This is a genomic window from Nitratidesulfovibrio vulgaris str. Hildenborough (assembly GCF_000195755.1).
In the GTDB taxonomy this organism is placed as follows: Bacteria; Desulfobacterota; Desulfovibrionia; order Desulfovibrionales; family Desulfovibrionaceae; genus Nitratidesulfovibrio; species Nitratidesulfovibrio vulgaris.
Map to the genome: position 1 here is coordinate 3,188,917 of NC_002937.3, position 25,137 is coordinate 3,214,053.

Annotated in this window: 12 protein-coding genes; 4 read left to right on the forward strand and 8 right to left on the reverse strand. The window is 65.0% G+C overall.

The features are described from left to right. Positions 1-104: 104 nt before the first annotated feature. On the reverse strand, positions 105-1,571 hold the full coding sequence (gene ftsY, locus DVU_RS14385) for a signal recognition particle-docking protein FtsY (RefSeq protein ID WP_010940318.1): 1,467 nt from the start codon (positions 1,569-1,571) through the stop codon (positions 105-107). Between the two features lie 184 nt (positions 1,572-1,755). On the opposite strand from ftsY, the gene DVU_RS14390 reads away from it, so the two are divergent. After that, a complete protein-coding gene (locus DVU_RS14390; protein WP_010940320.1) occupies positions 1,756-4,050 on the forward strand; it encodes an ATP-binding protein in 2,295 nt (764 codons plus the stop codon). Positions 4,051-4,405: 355 nt separating this feature from the next. On the opposite strand, the gene DVU_RS14395 is transcribed toward DVU_RS14390, so the two are convergent. Then, on the reverse strand, positions 4,406-7,648 hold the full coding sequence (locus DVU_RS14395; protein WP_010940321.1) for an ATP-binding protein: 3,243 nt from the start codon (positions 7,646-7,648) through the stop codon (positions 4,406-4,408). A 121-nt stretch (positions 7,649-7,769) separates the two neighbouring features. Then, positions 7,770-9,563 carry a murein biosynthesis integral membrane protein MurJ gene (gene murJ / locus DVU_RS14400; protein ID WP_223295115.1) on the reverse strand — a complete coding sequence of 598 codons (1,794 nt, stop codon included), beginning with the start codon at positions 9,561-9,563 and terminating at the stop codon, positions 7,770-7,772. Positions 9,564-9,799: 236 nt separating this feature from the next. Here murJ and DVU_RS14405 point away from each other — a divergent pair, with 236 nt between their 5' ends. Further along, a complete protein-coding gene (locus DVU_RS14405; protein ID WP_014524607.1) occupies positions 9,800-11,554 on the forward strand; it encodes a putative bifunctional diguanylate cyclase/phosphodiesterase in 1,755 nt (584 codons plus the stop codon). Between the two features lie 127 nt (positions 11,555-11,681). On the opposite strand, the gene DVU_RS14410 is transcribed toward DVU_RS14405, so the two are convergent. Continuing rightward, positions 11,682-13,334: an AMP-binding protein gene (locus tag DVU_RS14410; RefSeq protein WP_010940324.1), complete on the reverse strand. Its 1,653-nt coding sequence runs from the start codon at positions 13,332-13,334 to the stop codon at positions 11,682-11,684. Between the two features lie 14 nt (positions 13,335-13,348). Further along, positions 13,349-13,918: a helix-turn-helix domain-containing protein gene (locus DVU_RS14415; protein ID WP_010940325.1), complete on the reverse strand. Its 570-nt coding sequence runs from the start codon at positions 13,916-13,918 to the stop codon at positions 13,349-13,351. Between the two features lie 253 nt (positions 13,919-14,171). On the opposite strand from DVU_RS14415, the gene hypF reads away from it, so the two are divergent. Then, a complete protein-coding gene (gene hypF, locus DVU_RS14420) occupies positions 14,172-16,532 on the forward strand; it encodes a carbamoyltransferase HypF (RefSeq protein ID WP_041722829.1) in 2,361 nt (786 codons plus the stop codon). 229 nt (positions 16,533-16,761) lie between these two features. Next, positions 16,762-19,245, forward strand: coding sequence for a sensor domain-containing diguanylate cyclase (locus DVU_RS14425; RefSeq protein ID WP_010940327.1), 2,484 nt, complete (start codon positions 16,762-16,764; stop codon positions 19,243-19,245). Positions 19,246-19,662: 417 nt separating this feature from the next. On the opposite strand, the gene mltG is transcribed toward DVU_RS14425, so the two are convergent. The 3 genes from mltG to DVU_RS14440 all read right to left on the reverse strand — a co-directional run bounded on the left by mltG (position 19,663) and on the right by DVU_RS14440 (position 25,055). Next, positions 19,663-20,985, reverse strand: coding sequence for an endolytic transglycosylase MltG (gene mltG, locus DVU_RS14430; RefSeq protein WP_010940328.1), 1,323 nt, complete (start codon positions 20,983-20,985; stop codon positions 19,663-19,665). Next, positions 20,982-21,410 carry a Holliday junction resolvase RuvX gene (ruvX, locus tag DVU_RS14435; protein ID WP_010940329.1) on the reverse strand — a complete coding sequence of 143 codons (429 nt, stop codon included), beginning with the start codon at positions 21,408-21,410 and terminating at the stop codon, positions 20,982-20,984. Before ruvX ends, mltG begins: the two co-directional genes overlap by 4 nt. A gap of 81 nt (positions 21,411-21,491) precedes the next feature. Then, entirely contained in the window at positions 21,492-25,055 is a 3,564-nt protein-coding gene (locus DVU_RS14440) for an FAD-binding and (Fe-S)-binding domain-containing protein (protein WP_010940330.1), read from the reverse strand. Positions 25,056-25,137: the final 82 nt, after the last annotated feature.

Genomic DNA, 25,137 nt, shown 5'->3' on the forward strand with positions numbered 1-25,137 from the left:
ATGAACGGCGCGGAACACAGTCCCGCGCCGTTCGTCTTCTGCGAATGTCCTTGGGCAACCGTCCTTCCGTGACAGGCCCGTCGGAGATGACACCCTGAAAACGGCTAGGCGGCGGGCTTCTCCTCCACCCCCAGAAGAGCCATGGCGAAATCACTGCCATTGAAAGGACGCATGTCCTCCATCTTCTCGCCAAGCCCCACATAGGTGATGGGAATGCCGAACTGCATGGCCACAGCCACCACGATACCACCCTTGGCGGTACCGTCGAGCTTCGTCAGGACGATCTCGTCCACGCCACACGCCTCATTGAAGAGTTTCGTCTGCGAAAGGGCGTTCTGCCCCGTGGTTGCGTCGATGACGAGAATGGAACGATGCGGTGCCCCAGGATGCTTGCGACCGAGCACCTTGCGGATCTTGTGCAGTTCTTCCATGAGGTTGGCCTTGGTGTGCAGACGTCCTGCCGTATCGACCAGCAAGAGGTCGTAGCCCTCGCTCACGGCCTTGTCCATGGCCTCATAGGCGACGGCAGCCGGGTCGGCCCCCGCCGTCTTGGCATAGAATCCGGCCCCGACGCGCTTTGCCCATATCTCGAGCTGTTCGATGGCGGCGGCGCGGAAGGTGTCGCCAGCGGCGATGAGCACCTTGCGCCCCTGCAACTGCGCCCTGTAGGCAAGCTTGGCGATGGTGGTGGTCTTGCCCACGCCGTTGACGCCGATAAGCAGGACGACCTCGGGCGGGTTCACGGCCGCGATGCGGCGCGGGGCACGGAAGATGACCTCAAGCTCTTCGCGCAGCAACTCACGGAAGCGCGCGGGGTCATCGGTTCCCGCCTTGCGTGCACGCTCGCGCAGACGCCCTATCAACTGTGTCGTGGGTTCGAAACCCACGTCGGCCATGATGAGAATCTCTTCGAGCTCTTCCCAGAACCCTTCGTCGATGCGACCGTGCGACGCCAGCAGCCCGTCGATGCGGCGGCCTATCTGTTCACGGGTGCGCGCCAGCCCCTCGGTGAGTTTGAGCATCAGACGGCTGCGTTCGTCCTCCTCGTCTTCGAGGTCGAGGGCGAGGGCCAGCCTGTACTGAAGTTCCGACCTGAAGTCCGCCACGTAGCGGTATTCCATGGCCTCAAGCCAGCGACCGAAATCGCGGACGAACGTCTCGGCCTCGTCAGCCGGCACTTCAAGGGAGGAGAAAAAGAAACGGAGACGTTCCCACAGGATGGGTCCGGCCTCGTCCACGCCGTCCAGCACGTGCCCGAGCCAGACGGAAAGACGGGGTTCGGCCTGACGCAGGGCCAGCGTGAGCTCTGTCTTCCATGGTGCCTCGCCCCCATGCACGGCATCATCAGGTACGGCATCATCAGGTACGGCATCATCAGGCGTGGCTATGGCGTGGGGGGCGGCAGGCGATGGCGCGTCCTGTGCCGCAGGCATCGCCGCACCGGTCCCGACCGGCGACCCGGTCGAAGAGGTGCCGACGATGGCGGAGCCTTCGGCCTCCACAGGCTTGCTGACATCTTCCGGGGCGGTGTCGCCCTTCCACAATCGCTTTATGGCAGAGAAGAAACCCATGCATACTTCCCGGTGCTGACGTTCATTGACAGGCGCCCATAGACATGGACGCGAGGGCAGTCATAGTTCCGTATCTGCAAGAGGACGTCAAGCATACCCGAGTTGTCACTTTTCATATATCTGCTCATGGTGTACAGGACCATTTACTCTGAACACTCCGCACACATTGACCCGGGGGGGTACGATGTCGGGTCCGGAACAAAGCAGGTCTCTCGCCCGGGAACTCACCTTCAGCCTCGTGACCCTCGTGGCGGCTGTGGTGGTGGCCCTCTCCTCATCCCTCTACCTGCAACTGTCGCAGGACATGCTTGAGGATATCGAGCGCAAGGCCGACGAGTACAGCACAAGGCTCACCGACATCCTCTCCATCCCCATGTGGAACTTCGACGCCCGCACCCTTGAACAGATAGGTGCGGTCTTTGCCCAGTACGACCTCGTCAACGAACTCTCCATACGCGACGTCCAGGGCCGCACCCTGTTCATGCTGCGCAAGGCCGACGACCCCGACGCCACCATCATGCGACAGCACGATGTGCACTTCGAGGGCGAAGTCATCGGCCATGTGTCCATGGCCTTCACGCTCAAGGCCTACCGGGCCTCGTTGCGTGACCTTGCCAAGGCGGCGGCCGCCATCGTCGGCGTGGTCGTGGTGGTGCTCTTCACCGCCACGGGTATTCTGCTGCGCGTGTTGCTGCGACGCCCGCTCGACGCCTTGCAGACAGGCATGGACCGCATCGCGCAAGGCGATTTCTCGTATGATGTTCGTTCGATCCCCCATGTGGAACTGTCACACATCGCCGAGAACTTCGCGCGCATGGCCCATGAGGTAGAACTGCGCGAACGTGAACTGCATGCCATCAACGACAGGCTGCAACAGGAGATAGCCGTCCGCCGCAGCGCCGAAGAGGCCCTGCGCACCAGCGAGGAACGCTACGCCCTCGCCGTGCGGGGAACCAGCGACGGCATATGGGACTGGGACCTTCGTACCGGGGACGTCTATTTCGCGCCCCGCTGGAAGAGCATCATCGGCTACGAAGACCACGAACTGCCCAACGCCATCTCCACGTGGAAGGACAACGTCCACCCCGATGACATGCCACGGGTCATCGAGGCCAACGAAAGCTGCATGCGTCGCGAGGTTCCCGAGTTCCAGGTGGAATACCGGATGCGCCACAAGGACGGTTCATGGTGCTGGGTGCTGGGCCGCGGTGCCGCCATATGGGACGAACAGGGCAATGCGCTTCGCATGGCCGGGGCGCACACCGACATCACGGGCTGGAAGGCCACCGAACAGGCCCTGCGCGAGGCCAAGAACACCCTCGACAACGTCATCAACGCCATGCCCTCGACCATCGTGGGACTCGACCAGCACGGACGTGTGACACTCTGGAACCTCACCGCCGCCAACGACACGGGGCTGGCGCGTGAGCAGGTGATGGGCCATGGACTGGAAGAGGTGCTGCCTCGCTTCGCCTTCCTTTCCCCCGACGTGACCCGCTGCATGAACGAAGGGCGCACCATCGCCATGCAGAAGGTTTCGCTGCCCCAAGGCGTGGGGCAACGCCACTACGACATCGTCATCCTCCCTGTCGTCACGCGCGGGGCCTACGGCGCTGTGCTGCGTATCGACGATGTCACCGCCCGCATGCGTATCGAAGAGATCATGGTCCAGACCGAAAAGATGCTCTCGGTGGGCGGGCTGGCAGCAGGCATGGCCCATGAGATAAACAACCCCCTCGGGGGCATACTGCAAGGCGCGCAGAACATCATGCGCCGCATCGACCCCACCCTGCCCGCCAACCGCAAGGCTGCGGAAGAATCGGGATGCGACCTTGAGAACCTGCACACCTACATGACATCACGGGGCATCATCCGCTTTCTCGAGGGCATCCGCGAATCGGGACAGCGCGCGGCATCCATCGTCAGCAACATGCTGGAGTTCAGCCGCAGCAGCGATTCGCGCTGGAGTCGCGTTGCCATTCCCCACCTTGTCGAACGCACGCTCGAACTGGCCGCCAACGACTACGACCTCAAAAAGAAATATGACTTCAGGCACATCGAGATCGTGCAGGACTTCGCGCCCGACCTGCCGGAGGTGCTGTGCATGCCTACGGAGATCGAGCAGGTGCTGCTCAACCTGTTCAAGAACGCCGCACAGGCCATGCCGGAACGGGGGCAGCGCGCCGACGCGCCACGCATCACCGTACGTGGGGCCCTCGAAGGTGACAGGATACGTCTCGATGTGGCCGACAACGGGCCGGGCATGGTGGAAGATGTGCGGCGCAGGGTGTTCGAACCCTTCTACACGACCAAGAACGTGGGAGAGGGCACCGGGCTTGGCCTTTCCGTCTCCTACTTCATCATCACCACGAATCATGGCGGTTCGTTCAGCGTACAGTCCGAACCCGGGTCGGGGACGATGTTCTCCATCCGTCTTCCGCTCACCCAGCCCGGAATGCCCCGTAACGAAGCCGCGTGACACCCCCGTCAACGGCAAATGGGGCATCCACGGCGCGTGGTCCCCGTGTCATGGCGGACCGCCTCGCTGAACTCCCCTCTCACCACGCCGCCACGGCGACGCCCACGCCACCAGACAGGCTCTTCTGACACCTACACCCTCGCTGCAAGGGCACACCACCGCATGACACCCCGCAAGCTCACCGGGTGTATGGGCACGTCCCCCTGTGGTGACACCCTGCTGGCAGGATGCGCACGGTCACCGGGACGGGCGGGGTACAGGACAAGACAGCCTGACGAGAACACCCGCCACCCGCGGCCCGTCTCCTGTCGTCGGGGCCACCGGAGAGCGCCCGCCATTCTGGAAGGATGTGTACCTAGGGCTCTTCGTAACGTGCAAGCATTTCGCGGATGGAGGTGACGACCCGGTCGAGTTCACCCCTGAACGCAGCCACAAGCGACTGTTGTGTCGACTTGTCACCGCCCATTTCAAGAGCGAGGCAGATGGCCCGCAGTTCATGGGCCGAAATATTGCCCGCCGCCCCGGCGAGTGTATGCCCCCGCAGCTTGACCGCTTCATCGTCGCCGGCTTCGACCATGGCGGCAAGTCCGTCCGCAGCATCGGCGTACGCCGTGACGAAACTCCGCAGCACCTTGAGCAGCAGCCATTCCTTTCCCCCCACGCGTGTGAGCACCTCGCCGATGTCCACCCCTTCAAGGGCGGTGGGGAGTGGAGGTCCGGCGAGACGGCGCGGGGCACGGGAACGGGAAGTTGTCGTTGCGGCGACGGCAGAGACGTCCGCCACGCCCGCAGGGACAGACGACGCTTCGGCATCCGGCATGTGCGACGACGCCCCGTCGCCCGGTATGGACGAGGGCGTAGCAGCGCCCGATTCGAACGACGACGCGTTCGCGTCCGATGTGGACGACGACGTTTCCGTCTCGTGCCCGCCGGATGCAATCACCTCCGCTACGGCTGCCATCCCGGGTACACCGACGCCCCTGGTGGCAGCCCCATCGGCAGTCCCCCCAAGAACAAGGGTCTCGCCCGAGATCAGGGTAGCGGCGTTCGGCGACAGCGTAGCGTCAGTGACAGCACTCTCTCCGTGTTCCTGCCCCGCCATGCGTGGTGCCGCGTCCGCCCCTGCGACATCGTGCCGCCCTTGCCCCTTCACGGCCCGCAAGCCACGCAAGAACGCCACCAGAGTCTCCATCTCGAGGGGCTTCTCCACGACTCCGGCAACGCGAATGCCGCGTTCGGCAAGTTCGGCAACCGACAGCTTCTGGGCCGTGAAAAGCGCCACAGGCACGGTATCCCCGTCCGGCAATGCCCGCAGGCGTTCAAGCGTTGCAAATCCGTCCAGTACTGGCATCTGCACATCGATGAGCACGACATCGTAAGGGGCAGCGGCAAAATGCGCGAGCATGGTCGCGCCATCTGCTGTTTCATTCACCTGCACGCCAAAACCGGTGAGCATCTCCCGCAAGACCAGACGACTCACGTCATCATCCTCGGCGACGAGGACGCGCATCCCCTCCAGCCCCGAACCCCCCTCATGGACGGATTGGTCGGCATCATGCCCATCCCCCGACGCGCCCACGGACGGCATAGCCCCCGGCTGCGTCATGGGTCCGGTGACAGCCTGCCCTTCGACTACCCGTGCCGCAGAGGACGCACCACCACTCCCGTCTCGCGAAGATGGGATGTGGAGCCCTGCCCTCATGTCGCCCTTCATGGCTGTCGCCTGCGCGCCATCAGGCATCCCCGGGGCAAAGACCGCGTCTAGTGCGGCGCGCAGGGTGGCCGCGCGCACCGGGCGCCCCACGAACGCAACGACACCGGCACCGGCACAGAGCGAAGGTTCGGGTTCCTCTCCATAGGGGACAAGCAACAGTACAGGAGGCCCCGGCTGCCCCGGACGGGACAAGGCGGCAAGCCCCCCCTGCAGGTGCGACGACAGCACGCACACGTCGGCATCGGCGGCGGCGTCCTTCAGGGCGGCAGCGCCAGACACCGCCACGACCTCGGCCCCCCACCGCCGCAACAACCCGCTCAGCACACGCTGTAGCGAGGCATGACTCTCGCCGAGAACCACCCGCACGCCCTGCGGCAGGGGCAGAGGGTCAGACGGCCCTTCGACGAAGCCGCAGTGCACCGTGAACCGGAACACGGTGCCACGCCCCGGTGTGCTGTCCACCTCGATGCTTCCCCCCATGAGCCGCACAAGCTCACGTGCGATGGCAAGCCCCAGACCGCTTCCACCGAATCGTCGTGCGACGCTGGCATCGGCCTGACTAAACATCTCGAACAGGCGCTTGCGGGCCTCTGCGGGTATCCCCACCCCGGTATCCCGCACGGCGAACCGGAGCAGAACGCTGCCGTCGCCCTGCCGCTCGTGGGATATACGCACCACGATCTCGCCTTGCTCCGTGAACTTGAAGGCGTTGCCCACGATATTGACCAGCACCTGTCGCAAACGGGTGGGGTCTCCCGCGACCTTGCACGGCAGGTCGGAGGCCATATCCAGCACAAGGGCGACATCGCGTTCCGCAAGATGGGCGCGGAACAGGTCGAGCACATCCTCCACAGACTCGCGCAAGGCGAAGGGAATGCGCTCGATACGCAACTTGCCGGCCTCGATGCGCGAGAAGTCGAGAACACCATTGATGACATCGAGCAGGGCATGGCTCGACGAGCGCACGATCTCAAGATGCTCGCGCAGCCGGGGTTCGAGCTGGCCGCGCAGTGAAATGTCCAGAAGCCCTATGATACCGGTCATGGGCGTGCGTACCTCGTGGGTGATGGCGGCAAGGAAATCGGCCATGGCCTTGCTCTCGCGCTCGGCACGTTCGCGTGCCCCCACGAACTCGGCGGTACGTTCGCTCACCTCCATCTCAAGACGCCTGCGTTGCTCACCAAGCAGCCGGTTGCGCTGTTCGATGCGCTCCAGCATGGCATTGAAGCTGTCCACAAGCTCACCTATCTCATCATCGGCCCCCTTGGGGGCACGCAGCGCGAAATTCTCCTCACTGGTGACACGACGCGCCACCCCGCCAAGACGGCCCAGCGGCGCAATGAGCACCGACCGCACCAGCAGCATCAACCCCACCGCCAGAATCCCCGCCAGAAGGGTGTAACGCCACACGGCCTGCTGAAAACGCTCGGCAAGGCGCGCCGCAAGAAAGCGCGGCGACACCATGATGGATAGCGACCCGACCTGCGTGCCTTCCACGACGAGGTCGCGACGCTCCTCTACGACATCCGGCGGCGCGCTGCCGACCCACGGCACCACACGCCACGACGCGTCGCGCTGCATCCCCTCGAACAGCTGGCGCCCCTGTTCGAACACGGCGATGCCGTAGACGCGGGGGTCGTCCATCTCGGCCTGGATGATGGCTCGCGCCGAAGGGCCGTCGAGGTTCCATAGCGGAAGGGCGAGAAGCCGTGCCGCCCTGTCGGCCAGCAGCCGGGTCTCCTGACGCAGTTGCATCTCTTCGGCCTCGCGCAGCAGCGTGTGCTCCCAGAAGGCGAATCCGGCAAGCAACACCATGGTGACCATGAGCACCAGCAGGCTGACGCGCACTTGCAGACCGATAGCTGACCGTGATGAATGGGGCATGACTTCCTCGTGCGGAAGGGGGTTCCGACCATAATGCGCCATCAGGCGGTTCATGGCAACGGCGGGGTTGCCTCACCGTCCATACGGCGTCGTGCGGTCCGGGGCACATCGGGTCATGCGCTCAAGGCCCCGGTTCATCACGACGGCGCAAGGCGGCAAGGCACTCACGCCATTCGGGAAGACGGAAGACCACGGCACCGAGGGCATAAAAAAGGCAGCCCGCAGCCACACCGCATACCAGCACAAGCGTCCACCCCGCCCCGAGACCGACCAGTCGTTCCATCAGGCCCCCCACCAGCCAGAACAACGCCACACTGAGCAGTCCCTGCGTGGCCAGCCCCCACGACATCAGCGGGCAGCGCGTCCCCGTCCGTACGATGGAAAGATGCAGCAGCAGCGTGTTGCACCACGCCCCCAGAGACGCCGCCAGAGGCGGTCCGGCAACGCCTAGGGGGCCGGAAAGGGCCAGCCCCGCGACCAGCACCACGGCCAGCGAAACAAGGGCCGCCAGCACCGGTGTCCGGGTATCGCCCCGCGCATGCGTGGCGGCAAGCAGGGTCCGCCCCAGCGCGAAAGCGGGCAACCCTGGCGCGTAGGCGCACAGTGCCGTCACCGTCCCTGCCACCGCTGCGGCATCGAATGCACCGTGCCCGAACAGGACTTGCACCAGCGGATGGGCCACGGCCATGAGTCCGGCAGCGGCGGGCAATGTCACAAAAAGCGAGAGACGAACCCCCTGCCTGAGCAACGTCTCGAAATGCTCCCGCCGCCCTGCAGCATGGAGAGAAGCCAGCACGGGAAGCGAAGCCGTCCCGATGGCGACCCCGAAGACTCCCAGCGGGAACTCGACCAGCCGTTCGGCGTAGTAGAGCGAGGCGACGCCGCCATCACCGAGGAACGACGCCACCATGGTGCTCAGAAGCACCCCGGCCTGATGGGCCGAAGCCCCGAAGACGCCACCAAGGGCCGACAGCATGCGCAAGGGGGCTGTGCGCCCATCCATCACAGGCCCGGATGGCGTCTCTGCCGACGTCTGCGTCGCGCCCGCCGCGTCCGGAACCTTTTGCCCCACCGCCGCACCATGCATGACGGGGCCTTCCCGTACTGTGCTCGCCTGCTGCGCCGGAACCTCCTTCGTCGAGGTGCGAAACGCCCCGGCCCGCAGCAGTGGCACGGCCTGCACGAGCAACTGCGCGAAGCCGCCTGCGACCACGCCACAGGCCAGCATGTACTCGGGACGCCATGGTCCGAACGCTGCAAGAGCGGCCCCGACAAGCATGGCGACATTGAAGGCCACGGGCGCACAGGCCGGAATGAACAGTTCGCCGCGGCTGTGGAGAAGCCCCATGCACACTCCGGCGAGTCCCACCCACAGGACATAGAAGGCGCACACCCGAAGCAACGACGCCGCAAGCCCTCCTACCTCCGGCGCCAACCCCGGTGCCAGCAAAGCCACCACCGGCGGGGCGAAGACCACAAGCCCCAAGCACAGGGCCGTCAGCCAGCAGGCCACCCTGAACATCATGCCCCGAAAGGCCCTGAAGGCTGCTGCGTCCCCGCCACGACGACGTACCGAGGTGAAGACCGGAACAAGGGCCATCGACATCGACCCCTCGCCGAACATGCGGCGAAGAAAGGTCGGAAGACGCGATGCCACGATGAAGGCGTCGGCCCCGACGCCCGCACCAAGGACGTAGGCCGTGGCAGCATCCCGCGCGAAACCCATGATGCGCGAGACGAGCGTCGTTCCGGCTATCAGGGCCGCCCCCCGCATCGACGAGGTGATGCCCGCCGCCTCTTCCGTGCACACCCGGTCGGGTCGCGGTGCCAGAGGCCCGTCCTCCCCGCGGGTACAGCCCGGATTGCCGCCCCGCGCCAAGGGCCGGTCACTGTCTGGATGAGGATGCTGCGTCATGTCGGCATCATAGCGTATGCCCACGGCGCAGGGAAGCGGTGCAGCCCCGCACTGCCCGCCCCATTGGACGGTCTCCCGAGGCCCGTCATGGCGGTCATGTGACGCGCCGTCCCGGACGTCGGTGGCACTGCACCCCGAGCCCCTAGTGCTGCAAGGATTCTAACGCCTGTTGAGCTTTTGCCCGCGCTGTATTAGCCAAGAGCATTATTTCGGAAGTGACCACTCTTGGGGGAGACGTGCAGAAGACAACTTCCGGGGAGATGCCCGACGGCGTGCCGGGGGCCGTTTCAGCTGTGGCCTCTGCCACACCGGGAACGGAGTCCCTACCGTCACCCTTCGACATCCTCGCCGACCATCTTGCCGACTGGGAATGCTGGGAATCGCCCGAAGGACGGGTGCATTTCGTAACACCCGCCTGCCAGCGCATATCGGGTTTCGGCATCGACAACTTCCGCGCCCACCATCTCTTCATCGAAGGTCTCATCCACCCCGATGACCTGCCGGCATGGCGCAGGCATCGCGAGATGCTCACAGCCAGTCTGCCCAAGGCCGAAGTCGAAATCCGCATCCGCACGGCCGAAGGGGGCGAGAAGTGGCTTGCCGTCACCAGTCGCAACCTGACCGACGGCCACGGTGAACCGCTAGGCATCCGTTCCAGCCTGCGCGACATCACCGACCGCAAGATGGTGCTCTCCCAGTTGCGGCATCAGGCGTGGCACGACCCCCTCACCGGGTTGCCCAACCGTGCCCTGTGCCTCGACCGCCTCGACCGGGCACTCGGCAGGCTGGCGCGGGGCAACGGCGAACTCTGCGCCGTGGTCTTCCTCGACCTCGACCGCTTCAAGCTGGTCAACGACACGCTGGGCAACGCGGCTGGCGACAGGGTGCTGCGCGAGACCGCCCGCAGACTGGGCACGGCGACCCGCAGCACCGACACGGTCTCTCGCCTCGGCAGCGACGAGTTCATCATCCTCATCGAAGACCTGCGGGGAGAGGACGAGGCCCGCGCCACCCTCGGCAGACTGCGCGAGGCGCAACGCGCCCCCTTCGACATCGACGGCAGGCATCTTCGGGTGACCGCCAGCATGGGCGTGGTGCTCGCACGCGGCGGCAACGCCGACGAGGTGCTGCGCAACGCCAACATCGCCATGCACCACGCCAAGGAACATGGCGGCGACGCGGCGTCGTTCTTCCATGCCTCCATGCTCGAAGAGGCCCTCGACCTGATGCAGCTCGAAATCGACCTGCACCGCGCCCTCGAGAATGACGAGTTCTTCCTCGTGTACCAGCCCATCGTCTCGGTGGTCGACCGGCGCATCACCGGCTTCGAGGCACTGCTGCGCTGGCGCCACCCCGAACGTGGCGTCGTGGGGCCGGACGCCTTCATCGCGCTGGCAGAGCACTCCGGGCTCATCCACCTGCTCGGGCGCAAGGCCCTTGATGAGGCGTGCCGCACGCTCGCCAAGTGGCGCAGGGTCGACCAGCTGTTCGACGGCCTCACCATGCACGTGAACCTCTCCGCCCGACAGCTTTCGCAGACCCACATCGTGGAACAGGTGGCAGAGGCCCTGCGCGACTCGTGCCTGCCGCCGCACCTGCTCAAGCTTGAAGTGACCGAGACCATGCTCATGGAGAACCCCGACTACGCCAACGCTGTCCTCTGCCGCCTGCGCGACATCGGCGTGGGTGTCTGTGTCGACGACTTCGGCACCGGGTACTCGTCTCTCAGCTACCTGCAACGATTCCCCATCGACACGCTCAAGGTCGACCGCAGCTTCGTCAGCCGCATGACGCGCGAACCCGGTCAGTTCAAGATCGTGCAGGCGGTCATCGCGCTGGCGCACAGCCTCGGCCTTGAAGTGGTGGCCGAAGGCGTCGAGGATGAAGAGCAGCGCATCATGCTGCTGGGCCTCGCCTGCCGCTACGCACAGGGCTTCCTGTTCGCGAAGCCGCTTGCCGCAGAGGACGTGCCCGCCCACGTGACAGGCTAGGCAGCCACTCCAGAGCATATTGCAAAACGACAAGCCCCCGTGCATGGCACGGGGGCTTTCACATGCAAACGCCCCCGGATGACTCCGGGGGCGTGGCATTGCCGTTGCGGCGCGCGTTACGCAGCACCTACTTCATGGCGTCGGGGAACAACTCCGCAGCCATCTCGCGCAGCTTGTACTTCTGTATCTTGGCGCTGGCGGTCATGGGGAATTCGGAGACGAACGCGATGTGGCGAGGCACCTTGTACCACGAGATGCGCCCGCGGCAGTGGTCACGGACATCCTCGGGGGCGAGGTCGTACCCCTCCTTGGGGATGATGAACGCTCCCACCTCCTCGCCGTACTTGCGGCTGGGCACGCCGACCACCTGTACGTCCTGAACGCCCTCCATGCCATAGAGGAACTCTTCGATTTCCCGTGGGTAGATGTTCTCGCCGCCACGGATGATCATGTCCTTGATGCGCCCTGTGATGCGCACGTAGCCATGCTCGTCCATGATGCCGAGGTCGCCCGAATGAAGCCACCCGTCGCCGTCCACGGCCTTGGCCGTGGCCTCGGGCATGTTGTAGTAGCCCTTCATCACGTTGTAGCCGCGGCAGACCACCTCTCCGGGGGTACCGTGCGGCACCTCCTCGTTGGTCTCGGGGTCGACGATGCGCACCTCGATGCCGGGCATGGCGCGCCCCACGGTCTGCACACGCCGTTCGAGTGAATCGTCCACCAGCGTCTGGGTCATGACGGGCGACCCCTCGGTAAGGCCGTAGCAGATGGTGATTTCACGCATGTTCATCTTCTCGATGACCCGGCGCATGAGCGGTTCGGGGCATACCGAACCCGCCATGATGCCCGTGCGCAGCGAACTGAAGTCGAAGCGGTCGAAGAGCTTGTGCTCCAGCACGGCAAGGAACATGGTCGGCACGCCGTACAGGGCGGTGCACTTCTCCTGGTCGACCGACGCCATGACATGCATGGGGTTGAAGTTCTCAAGGATGACCAGCGCGGCACCGTGGTTGATGGCGGCCATGACACCCAGAACACACCCGAAGCAGTGGAACAGCGGCACGGGCAGGCAGACCCTGTCCTTTTCGGTGAAGCCCTGATTGCGGCCTATCCAGTAACCGTTGTTGCCGATGCCCACATGGGTGAGCATCACGCCCTTGGGAAAGCCCGTCGTGCCCGAGGTGTACTGCATGTTCACCACGTCGTAGGGGTCGAGCTCATCCTGCCGCTGGCGGAACTCCTCATCGGAGACCATGACGCCAAGGCTGACGATCTCGGGCACGGAGTACATGCCCCGGTGCTTCTCCGCACCGAGGAACATCACGCGCTTGAGGTGCGGCAGCCCCTCGCAGCGCAACTGGCCGCGGGGCTGCATCCTGAGTTCGGGAATGACCTGATAGATGGTCTGCACGAAGTCGTGGTCGCGGAAGCCGTCCATGATGAACAGGTTCTCGCACTCGGACTGCTCGAGCAGGTAGCGCAGTTCACTCTCGCGATAGTTGGTGTTGACCGTGAGCAGCACCGCGCCGATTTTCGCCGTGGCGAACTGCAGCGCCACCCAGTACGGCACGTTGGTGGCCCAGAGCGCCACCTTGTCGCCCCGCTTCACGCCAAGGGCCATGAGCCCGCGCGCGAGGTCGTCCACCACCGAGACGAACTCGCGGTAGGTCTGCCGGTAGTCGCGGTCGACATAGACCACGGCGTCGTTATCGGGAAACTTCGCGGCGGTCTCATCCAGTATGCGGCCGAGTGTCATCTCGCGTATGGCGAACGTATCCATGCTGACGCTCCGGCCTAGCGCGGGTAGTAGATGACGGCGTAGATCTCTGCAGGATCATCGCCCTCGGCACCGACGTAATGCGGCACGATGGAGTTGTAGTAGATGGTGTCGCCCGGCTCCAGCACCTGCTCCTCCTTGCCGTAGACCACGCGCACACGCCCCTTGGTGACAAGGATGAACTCCTCGCCCTGATGCGACGAAAGTTTGCGGTCCTCTTCCGGTTCGGGGCATATCTCGATGAAGAACGGCTCCATGTTGCGGTCGCTCTTGCCCTTGCCCAGCGAATGGAAGCGGAAGGCGGCGCGCTTGTTGCGCGCCTTCTGCATGGTGAGGTCGGCCTCGCGGTCTCCCCGTCTGGCGACGATGGGGTCCTTGGTCACCTCGTCATCCATGAAGGTCCCAAGCCGCACGTTGAGGGCTCGGGCCACCTTCTGTAGGGGGCCGATGGAGGGGTAGAGGTTGTCTTCTTCAAGGGCGGCGATGAATTCCACCGTGAGGCCCGCGGCCTCCGACAACTGCTCGCGGCTCATGCCCCTGTCTTCCCTGTACTTGCGCACACGCGCGCCAAGCTTTTCAGCGGCCATGATTCCTCCTTGGAAATCGTCCGATTCGATGACGAACCTCTGCAAGTAGCCCACCCCGCCGCGTCTGGCAAGAACGCAACAGCCTGTAGGAAGGATGCCGCTTTCGACGGGGCGGACGCTCCCCCGTTACGGGGCCGGACACACGGGCGAACCGGAACGTCCAATGATTCGCCGCAACAACCTACAAGAGCGACACTCTCTTTGCAATCCCGCACCGCTTCCCCACCGCCGAATGATGCGTTATGCTGCACAAATGCCGCCAACACCGCTTCGCCGCCGCTTTGTCGTCTCGGGACAGGTACAGGGAGTGGGCTTTCGCCCCTTCGTCTTTCGCATTGCCACCGGCCATGCCTTGACGGGTACGGTGAGCAACACCTCTGAAGGCGTGTTCATCGAGGTGCAGGGGCCGCATGAGGCCGTCGAGGCATTCGGCGACGACCTTGTCGGCAAGCTGCCGCCGCTGGCGCAGGTGGTCTCGTGTGAACACGAGGACCTGCCCCTCGTCGCAGGCGAGACGGACTTCATCATCGTGGCCAGCAGCGGCGGGCATGGGCATCAGGTGCTCATCAGCCCCGACATGGCGGTGTGCGACGATTGCCTCGCCGACATGCGCGACCCTGCGGGACGCCGCTACCGCTACCCCTTCACCAACTGCACCAACTGCGGCCCCCGCTACACCATCACCCGTTCCATCCCCTACGACCGCGACAAGACGTCCATGGCGTGTTTTCCGCTATGTCCGGCATGCAGGGCCGAATACGAGGACCCGATGGACAGGCGCTTCCATGCCCAGCCCAATGCCTGCCCCGTATGCGGCCCCCGTCTCTGGCTTACGGCGCGTGACGGCACCACGCTGGCCGAGGGCGACTATGCCATCACCGTGACGGCCCACGTGCTGAACACCGGGCGCATCGCCGCCATCAAGGGACTCGGGGGCTTCCACCTCGCGTGCGACGCCACCGACGATGCCGCGGTGACCACACTGCGTGAGCGCAAGCGCAGGCCGCACAAGCCGCTGGCGGTGATGGTGCCCGACATGGACACGGTGCGCCGCATCGCCGCCCCCACCCCGGACGAGGAGAGGCTCATCCTCTCGCAGGAGAGGCCCATCGTGCTGTGCCGCGCCCGTGACGACGGCCCCCTCGCAAGCGCCGTGTCCCCGGACACCGACCACGTGGGCGTGATGCTGCCGTACACGCCGCTGCACCATGTCCTGTTCGACACCCTCGCCGACCTGCGGCGAGAAGGCGGCACAAGCTCACGCCGTACGCCCTCTGCCAGCGATGTCTGCGCACTGGTGATGACCTCGGGCAACGCCAGCAACGAGCCCATCTGTCTCGGCAACAGGGAGTCGCTGCGCCGTCTTGCCCACATCGCCGACGCCTTTCTCCTGCATGACCGCGACATTCTCATCCGCACGGACGATTCGGTGGTGCGCGCCGTGCAGGGCGAGGATGGGCCGCTCTTCATGCGTCGCGCCCGCGGCTTCGTGCCACGCCCGGTACGCCTTCCCGACTCCGGCCCCTGCGTGCTGGCCACCGGCCCCGAACTCAAGAACACGCTTTGCATCACCCGAAATGATATGGCCTTTGTCAGCCAGCACATCGGCGACATGCACAATCTCGAGACACTCGGCTTCTTCCGCGAGATTGCCGCTCACCTCGCCGATATTCTTCAGGTCGAACCAGAGGCCGTCGTCCGCGACCTCCACCCCGACTACATGACCACACGCTGGGCCGAAGACTGCGGGCTGCCCGTGCTGGCACTCCAGCACCACTACGCCCACGCCTACAGCGTCCTCGCCGAGAACGGTCATGAAGGCCCGGCCCTGTGCGTCACCCTTGACGGCACGGGCTATGGCGATGACGGAACCATCTGGGGCGGTGAATTCCTGTACGTTGACTCCCTCGAACTTGAGCACGAGCGTCTCGCCCACTTCTCACGACTTCCCCTTCCGGGCGGCGAGACCGCCATTCGCGAACCATGGCGTATCGCACAGGGTGCGCTGTGGCGGCTAGGGATGTTCGAACCTGACAGCCGGGTCTGGCCCTGGCTGCCACACCGTGAAGAAGCCTCCCGCATGGTGGGACTCATGCTCGACAAGGGCGTGAACACCCCGATGGCGTCCAGTTGCGGCAGACTCTTCGACGCGGTCTCCGCCATGCTGGGGCTGTGCGAGAGCATCACCTACGAAGGACAGGCCGCCATCCTGCTTGAACGCATCCAGGACATGTCGGAGACCACGCCCTACCCCTGCCCTCTCAAGGACGGCGTGCAACCCATGGTCCTCGACACGGCCCAACTCTTCCTGCACGCCTATGTGGACTGGGCCATGGAGACACCCCCCGGCATCATCGCCCGACGCTTCCACCTCGGGCTCATTCAGGGGGTGGCAGACCTGGCCGCCAGTCTTTGCGGTGCCATGGGCCTTACCACGGTGGGACTTTCCGGGGGCGTGATGCAGAACCTCACCCTCGCGGCGGGGCTGCCCGAGGCCTTGCGCGCACGGGGACTCGTTCCTCTCGTCCATCGCACCCTCCCGCCCAACGACGGCTGCATCTCACTGGGTCAGGCTGCATGGGGCCGCCGCCGACTGCAACGTGACAACGCCTGAACACCATCCCCTCTTACATTTCGAGATGCTGCGCACCATGCCTGCATAGTGCAGCGCCACATCATGTATTCTGAAATACATGAGACCTTATGCACCATGCAAAACACCCCCATCACGGCCGACATCACAAATGTCGTTTGACGCTGGGCCATCCCCGACATAGGTTGAAAATACGGCAACGTGGAAATCACGTTCCGGTTTCCTGCCGGGGGGCAGGAGAAGGGGGGGTATGAATACGTTCGCCATTCCGGCACCGCTCATCGACGCCTGGCGCACCACACTGGAGACGTTGCGAAACCTGACCGGTCTCGGCTTCGGTCTGCTCACGCGCGAAAACGGCGGTGAACTCGAAATCATGGTCACGGCAGGTGAACTGCCCTCGCCTTTCGCCGAAGGATATTGCCTGAAGGGCGGCCCGGAAGGACCATTGTGCGCCGTGGTGCACACCCTGGCGCGGTCGCTTCTCATCCCCGATACGACCGCCGATGCCCGATGGGCCTCGAACCCTGCGGTGAAGGCAGGCGTACGTGCCTATTTCGGCCTGCCGCTTCGTCTTCCGACCGGCGCACTCTTCGGCACGCTCTGTCTCGGTTCCATGTCCCCGGTCACAGGGCACGACGCGGTGCTCAAGCCTCTCCACTGCTTTGCCACCCTCGTGGAACAGCACATAGCCCTTCTTTCCACCAACGCACTCCTGCGGTCACAGCTGGACGCCCTGCCGGGTGCCAGCTTCGCCAGCGACCCCCACGGGCAGATGCTCTTCGCCAGCAACCGCTGCGGCAGCCTGCTCGACCTGCATCCGGCAGATATCCCCGGAAGCGACGTCGATACGGTCTTCAACCGCATCGCCGCACTCTGCGAATCCCCCGAAGAATGCCACGCCATCCTCCGCCGGTCGTTCACTCTCGGCGGCCCAAGCAACGGCAAACTCGCCTTCGATGACGGACGGACCATACGCTGGCAGGCCCGCAGACTGCGCGAGGACGCGGGGTCGGTACTCGGGTGCACATGGTTTCTGGAGGATGCCACAGCAGAATTGCAGGCACGCGCGGGGCTCACCCGAAGCGAGGCCCTGTTCCGCGGGCTTTTCAATAACGCCGCCGTCGGCATCGTCCTGCTGGACAGGCAGGGTTTTGTAGTCCGCAGCAATGTGGCCTGTGCCCGGATGCTGGGCACCTCGCCCGAACAGATGCACGGCCTTTCGTTTCGTGCGGTGCTTCCCCCCGAAGATGCCGACCAGCATCTCGAGGAGATGCAGTCCCTCGCCGAAGGAGAGACGGACGAACTGCACGGTTGCTGGGAGATGCTGCACAGGAACGGCTCACGCCTGCGCGTCGACCTGCATGGCGCACGCCTGCCGGGTAGTGGCGAAGAGGTCGTCATGCTCGTCGGCGTCGATGTGACAGAGCAATGGCGCACCGAACGCGCCCTTGCCGAAAGCGAACGCCGTTACCGCGCCCTCTTCGACAACGCGCAAGCCGGCATATTCCGCACCAGTCTCGCCGACGGCACGTTCCTCGAAGCCAACCTGCGCATGGCGCAGATGTTCGGCTACGACGATGTCGCCACCTTCATGGCGGAATACCGGGCCGCAGAGAATTACGTCGACCCCGCAGACAGGGCTCTGATGCTCGACAGGCTGCGCACCTCCGGCAGTTTCGCCACCATGGAGACCCACATGCGCCGCCGCGACGGGACAACCACATGGTTTCTCTACTCCGGCACACTGGATGGCGACACCATCATCGGCGTGGCCAACGAAATCAGTGAGATGCGAGCCACGCAAGAAGCATTGCGCCGTTCAGAGGAGCGCTACCGCGCCCTCTTCGACAACGCGGCAGACGGTCTTCTGCTCTATGAGGCCGACGGGACCCTCATCGACGTCAACGAGACCATCGCCCGCAGGCTGGGAGAATCACGCGAGGCCATCGTGGGCCGGAACGTCGCCTCCATCGTCGAACCCGAAGTACTTGAGCGGGTGCGCCCGCGTCTCGCCGAGATACTGGAAACCGGGCACGCCAGCTTCGAGTCGGTGCATCGCACCGCCATGGGCCCCGTCAATGTGGAAGTGCATGCCCGCCGTATCGAATTCGAGGGGCGCTTCGTGGTGCTGAGTTCAGCCCGCGACATCACCGAACGCAAGAACCTCGAAGCCGCCCTGCTGCGTGAAGCGACCACCGACCCCCTTACGGGGGGCCGCAACAGGCGTCAGTTCTTCGTCGACGCCAACCGTGAATTCGCGCGTGCACTGCGCCATGACTCCGGTCTGGCGGTGCTCATGCTCGATATCGACCATTTCAAGAACGTCAACGACCTTTACGGGCATCAGGCCGGGGATGAAGTGCTTCGGGCCTTTGCCGCCTGCTGTGTCGAAGCCCTGCGGGCCTATGACGTCTTCGGCAGGTTGGGCGGCGAGGAGTTCGCGGCCCTGCTGCCAGCCGCTTCACCCGAAGAGGCCATGGAGACGGCTGAACGGCTGCGCAAGCGGGTGGAACGCAGGTCTGTGGTCTATGAGGGAACAGCGCTGCAATGCACCGTCAGCGTTGGGGTGACCAGCCTTGCCGCGGCAGACCTCGGCTTCGACGACATGCTGCGCCGCGCGGACAGGGCCCTCTACGCCGCCAAGGACCATGGCAGAAACCGTAGCGAGATGGCCCCCATGCCCATGGTTCCCGCAGAGATTCCACCGCCCAGAAAACCTTTCCGCGAGTGATTGTGCGAAAGACGCTCAGCTTCCGGCTGTAACGGGCCGTGCGCCCGCATGTCCGGACCAGTGCGCACGTAGCGCGCCTGCCACCCGCGATGGCACACCTCGCCACCTGCAACGTCGACGTGAGTATTGCCCGTGCCCCGCGGCATGCGCACAGGCACGTCCACTGTCATGCCCTGACGCGCCCCAACACGCCCCAACACGCACAGACACGCTCTCGGGCACAGACTCGCTCTCGGGCACGCCCACGGGCAGACGACACGCGAGCCTTCACATCCGCATGAAGGGATGGCAGGTCCTCCGTGCCCTGCGCGCATGAATCGTGAACGTTCGTGGCCCCCCCAGCGATGCACACGCGCACCTCATGAGCGGTGTATGTTCAGGCTGCGCGCCACTCCGCGAATCCGTCCTGTCGGCTGGCTAGCGGCCCAACTGGAACTTGCGCACGGCGGCGTTATGGTCGTCGAGGTTGGTGCTGAACTGATGGGTGCCGTCCTTGCGGGCGACAAAGTAGAAGTAGCCGTGGTCTTCGGGCTTCACTGCCGCCTGCAACGCCTCGAACCCCGGTGAACAGATGGGGCCGGGCGGCAGCCCCGGCTTGCGGTAGGTATTGTAGGGGTTGTCGCCATCCTGCAGATGACTGCGCCGCAGGTTGCCGTCGAAGGTGGGGCCGAGGCCGTAGATGACCGTGGGGTCGGCCTGAAGGATCATCCCCACACGCAAGCGGTTTGTGTACACCCCGGCAACGCGGGCACGTTCTGCGGGCACACCCGTCTCACGTTCGACGATGGACGCCAGCGTCACCAGCCGCCGCAAATCGTCGGGAGGTGTCCTGTGCCCCAGCGGCAGTACAGCGGCGGTGCTTCGCCAGAACGTATCGACAAGACGCCCCGCCACAGACCGGGCGGCTTCACGGTTCAACGTCTGCGGTTTCTTGAGCAGGTAGGTCTCGGGGAACAGGAACCCCTCTGCCGAATCGAACGGGATGCCGTAGTGCCGCAGGAAGGCCGGGTCGTGGATGACGGCGCTGAAATCTGAGAACCGGGCGAATCCCTCGCTTTCGAGAAGGCGTCCCACTTCCCACCATGTGAGCCCTTCCCGCAAGGTCAGGCGATAGAGGATGGGCTGTCCGTTGACAAGCTGGTCAAGGACGCGGCCGGGTGTCCAGCCCGTGTGCATGGCGAAACGTCCGGCCTTGAGGCTGCCCGTCCACTCCATCCAGTGCCCCAGCAGCTTGAACCGCCACGCGCTGGAGACGAGCCCTCGCTGTTCAAGCTGTCGCGCCACCTTGTCGAACGAGGCACCGGGTTCCACGTCGAAGGTCGTCTCCTCGCCGGGGGTCTGGGGCGGCACGTTCAGAAAACGCCATGCGTCATAGCCCGCGTAGCCGCCCGCGCACAGCACCACGAGGCACAGCACACCCAGAAGGCGCAGCAGCCACCGCAGCCATGCCGGACGGGATGACAGCGGCGGGGACGACTGCGTGGACGGCGTGGCCAGCGTGGGCGGGGATGACGGGGGCGACGGGGGTGACGGGGGAGTGCTTGGCGGATGGTCGCCACCGGATGCCGATGCGGGGTCGTCCGGCGGTGTCGCAGCCTCGACAGGCGCGGCGTCACCGGAGGGCGCCTCGCTGGCTTCGGATGGCAGAGGCGACGTTCCTCCGTCGATGACGGTATCATCAGGGGATGGGGACTCGTGCGCGTCCGTTTGCGCGTCGTCCAGCTTTCCGTCAGCCGTCATGCGAGACTCCGGCGCTCTTCGGGTACGGCAAGGAAGGATTCGAGGATGCGCACCGCAGCCTGCTGGTCTACCACAGCTTCAAGCCTACGCCCGCGCAGACCGGCGTCGCGCAGGTCGTCCTCGGCCTCGAAAGAGCTGAGTTCTTCGGGCATGAAGTACACCGGCAACGTCGTGCGCCGCTTGAGGCGTTCCACGAAATTACGCACCTGCCGCGTGGTCAGGGTCTCCTCCCCGCCGGGAAGACGGGGCAACCCCACCACGAAGGCATCAGGGCACTCAACCTCGACCATGCCGAGAAGTTCGACGAAGAAGGCATCACGCGTCGTCATGGCGATGGTGCGCCGCGGAAAGGCCATGCGCCCTCCCGCATCGGTGACGGCGATGCCGGTACGGCGCTGCCCGTAGTCGATGCCGAGAAACTTCATGTGCACCCGTCAGGCAAAAGTGGATTCGGGAGGAGACGCCACGGCACCGTGCCGTAACGTCCCCTCCGCGCCAGGGTAATGTCAGCCGTCGAGGCCGCTCATGTCCACGGTACGCACGGCCTCGCGACCGAGCGAATCGAGTACGGCCCGACGGAAGTGCCGCCGCCAGTCTTCGCCGTGACGCAACGCCGCCAGCCATTCCACGGTATGCAGCACCGGCCGCTTGTCGCGCAGGGCCAGCAGCGTGCGGGCGATGCCCACCTTGCACGAGGGACACCCCACCACCACCGGCCCCTGCGGGTCGTAGCTGGCGAAGTCGACTTCGAGGCGCTGGCGCTTGCGGCGACGCAAGCGGTTGTAGATGGAGGGCGAGGTCATGGCCCCCATGCCGGATTCGCCACAGCAACCGGGGTTGACCCGCAGCCTGGCACCGGTGAACGCCCCGAGGGCCTGCGCGTAGATGCCTGCGGCCTTGACCTTGTGCACCCCCGTCCACTCGGCGTGACACGCCGGGTGGTAGAGCACCTCGCGGCCTTCTGCCTTGGTGGTGGCGGGCATGCGTTCCACAAGGAACTGCACGAGGTCCTTGTGCTGCATCCCACCGCCGAACAGACCGGGCAGTTCATGCCGTGCGAGACCGTCGCGGCACGAACCGCAGGCGGTGATGACGTGGCTGACCTCGAGGCCCGCAGCACGCGCCTTCTCGATGACAGCCCGCAGCGCCGTGCGGTTGCGGTCGAGGTTCTTCGTGAAACTCTCGTCGGCCCCTGCCGCCAGCAGCGGATAGCCGCAGCACAGGTGCCTGTCGGGCATCACCACGCCCACGCCCGCTTCGAGCATGAGCATGAGCCCCGCAAGACCGATGTTGCGATAGAAGAGACTGCCGCCGCATCCGGGGAAGTAGAGTACCGCCTCGGTCGTCCTGTCGCCCTGCGCGGGCACGAAGATGGAACCCTTGTCCAGCCGTACGGCCTCGGCGAGGTTGTTGTACCCAACCTCCGGCCCCGGCCCTGCGAAGAGCGGGTTGTCCATGCGTTCGCGCCACCCTGCGGGCACCAGTCCCACGAAGCGGTTCTGCACCTTCTGCCCCACGGCGGCGAGCTTGGCGGCACGCGGAACACGTGCCGCGGGGTCCCCCACCAGCCAGTCGAGCACCCGGCTCTTGATGGGGTGTCCGCCCGCGCCCTCCTCTTCGACGAAGGCCCTGAGCGCCAGTGCCACCTCGCCGGAGTTGATCTTGACGGGACACACCGCGGCGCACTTGCCGCAACCGGTACAGTGCTCCATCATGGTCCGTACTTCGGTCAGCAGAAGGGGATCGGGCCTGCCCTTGTTCACCTGCGAGTAGTACACCGCCTCGATGAGCGCACCGAGGGCGATGTTCTTGTTGCGCGGGTAGTGCTGCAACGACTGCTCGGGGTAGTGCATGGGGCACACCTGCTTGCACTTGCCGCAACGGGTGCAGATCTGCACGTTGGCGAGCAGGGTGATGAGCCGTTCCTTGTCGGGCAGACCGCTCTGGCGGATGTCCTCGATGAGGCGGTTGAACGAGAAGGTGAACGGACGAACCGGCAGTTCTCGCTGCGTCAGCTTGGCGGGGTTCAGCACGTTGCGCGGGTCGACGCGGGCCTTGAACTCCTTCAGGGCCTCCATCTTGTCCGCTCGCAGGAAGCCTATCTTGGTGATGCCGATGCCGTGCTCGCCCGACACCTCGCCACCGAACTCCTGCGCCTTGGACATGACGCGTGCCGCCACCTGCTCCGCATTGTGCAGCATCACGGGGTCGTTGGAGTTGACCGGGATGTTGACGTGGCAGTTGCCGTCTCCGGCGTGCATGTGGTTGGCCACGATGATGCGCGTGGCCAGCATGTGGTCCTTGATGCGCTCGATACGACGGGCGAGGTTGGGGTACTTCTGCCCCAGTTCGCCAAGGAAGACCACCGCGCGAATCTGCATCTCCTCGTCGCTGAGTTCCGACGCCGAGATGTCACCGCGCCCCGCACGCGAGGCATAGGTGAACTCGCGGTTGATGTCCTTGTCCTCCATCGGCATCCCCTGCAAGCGCCCCACCTCCTGCAGGGCCGACCGGTAGGCCTGTGCCGAGCACTCGAGGTTGAGCTGTTCGATGAACAGGGCGAAATCGGGGATGGAGTCGGTGGGGATGACCACGTCCTCGTTGATCTTGAAGCCCGAGGTGCGTCTGGCGATGGCGGAGAGGCGGTGCCTGTCTTCCCAGAAGACCTCGGCCTCCTTCTCGTCGCGTGCCACGAAGGCATCCACGTTGTCGTACGGGGTGGCGATGTCCACCACCTCCTGCACGGTGCGGTCGAGCAGGTACTCGTCGTCGCCGTCCATCTGGATGATGAGCACCGAGATGGGCTCGCCCTCGTAGACGTCCGACTTCTTGCGGTACTCGATGGCCTGCACGTACTTGGTGCCGAACTCCTCAAGGGCGGAGAACTTCACGTAGTCGCCATCCTGCCGGATGCGGTCGCGCATGCCGATGACGTCCTTGATGACCAGCATGGCGTTGTGCATGGAGCGTCCGAAGAACTCCAGCACCAGAACCCGCGAGTACACGGGCTTGCGGTAGAGGGCGAAGCAGGCTTCGGTGATGATGCCGTCCACGCCCTCCTTCTGCACACCGGGCAGACCGCCGAGGGCCTTGTTCGTCACGTCCTTGCCAAGGCCGGGCAGGCGTATCTCGTCGCCCCGCAGGTGCACCACGTTGCGCACGCCGCCGCTCACGTCCTTGACCTCGAACACCGCCGTCTCGTCGGGCAGTATCTTGTGACCGGGGTGATCGGCGCGCTCCACGTCGATGATCTCACCCGTAGGGGTGACCATGCGCCATGAGAGCAGGTTGTCGAGCGTGGTGCCGTATTCGAAGGCGAACGGCCCGCCGGAGTTCTCGGAGATGTTGCCGCCGATGGTGGACGCCGTCTTGGACGCGGGGTCGACGGTGAAGAGCAGCCCCTTGGCAGACGCCGCACGGATGGCGTCGTTGGTGATGACGCCCGCCTCGCAGCACAGGCGCAGGGCATCGGTGTCGACACTGGTGATGCGCGTGAGGCGGGTGAGGCTCATGATGACCGTGCGCCGACGCGCGGGAACGGCACCGCCGGTGAGACCGGAACCGCCGCCACGCGGGATGATTGCGAACTTCATCTCGTTGGCGAGACGCACGATGGCACTCACCTGTTCCGCCGTGTCGGGCGCGACCACGAGGATGGGTAGTTCCATGCGAAGGTCGGTGGCGTCGGTGGAATTCTCCACCAGCGCAGCGGGGCGGGAGTCGATGCACGCCTTGGGCAGCATCTGCCCCAGACGGCGGATGAGTTCATCGCGGAAGGCCACTTCGGCCTCGTGTGCACTCCAGAACATGGTGATGCCTTCACCGATGCTCGTGGCGTAATGGTGGGCGAGAGCCGGTTTTTCGCTCTCGAACCGGGTGCGCACGCTGGTCTTCACGGTCTCGGCGTCGATGAACGGATTGTAGACGACGAGGAAAAGCTCTTCCGCGATCTCGATGGCAACCTCGCGCACGGCCTCCGGCCAGTCCTCGAACTCGTCGAGGTTGATGCGGAGCATACGGTTGACCACGAAGTCGGCGGAGATGGAAATATGGGGACCTTTGTGCGGCATTGAGGCGCGCTCCCTCTAGGTTGGAGTGGGAGGAAGCTGCCGACTATAGGGCCTAGCGTTCCGGAACGCAAGTTGAGCGTGC

What these genes read in the sequence shown, in the direction of transcription:
- DVU_RS14425 (WP_010940327.1), top strand. Translation starts at nt 16,762, where the DNA reads ATGAATACGTTCGCCATTCCGGCACCGCTCATCGACGCCTGGCGCACC.
- ruvX (WP_010940329.1), bottom strand. Translation starts at nt 21,410, where the DNA reads ATGAAGTTTCTCGGCATCGACTACGGGCAGCGCCGTACCGGCATCGCC.
- DVU_RS14390 (WP_010940320.1), top strand. Translation starts at nt 1,756, where the DNA reads ATGTCGGGTCCGGAACAAAGCAGGTCTCTCGCCCGGGAACTCACCTTC.
- DVU_RS14415 (WP_010940325.1), bottom strand. Translation starts at nt 13,918, where the DNA reads ATGGCCGCTGAAAAGCTTGGCGCGCGTGTGCGCAAGTACAGGGAAGAC.
- hypF (WP_041722829.1), top strand. Translation starts at nt 14,172, where the DNA reads ATGCCGCCAACACCGCTTCGCCGCCGCTTTGTCGTCTCGGGACAGGTA.
- murJ (WP_223295115.1), bottom strand. Translation starts at nt 9,563, where the DNA reads ATGACGCAGCATCCTCATCCAGACAGTGACCGGCCCTTGGCGCGGGGC.
- DVU_RS14410 (WP_010940324.1), bottom strand. Translation starts at nt 13,334, where the DNA reads ATGGATACGTTCGCCATACGCGAGATGACACTCGGCCGCATACTGGAT.
- ftsY (WP_010940318.1), bottom strand. Translation starts at nt 1,571, where the DNA reads ATGGGTTTCTTCTCTGCCATAAAGCGATTGTGGAAGGGCGACACCGCC.
- DVU_RS14440 (WP_010940330.1), bottom strand. Translation starts at nt 25,055, where the DNA reads ATGCCGCACAAAGGTCCCCATATTTCCATCTCCGCCGACTTCGTGGTC.
- DVU_RS14395 (WP_010940321.1), bottom strand. Translation starts at nt 7,648, where the DNA reads ATGCCCCATTCATCACGGTCAGCTATCGGTCTGCAAGTGCGCGTCAGC.
- mltG (WP_010940328.1), bottom strand. Translation starts at nt 20,985, where the DNA reads ATGACGGCTGACGGAAAGCTGGACGACGCGCAAACGGACGCGCACGAG.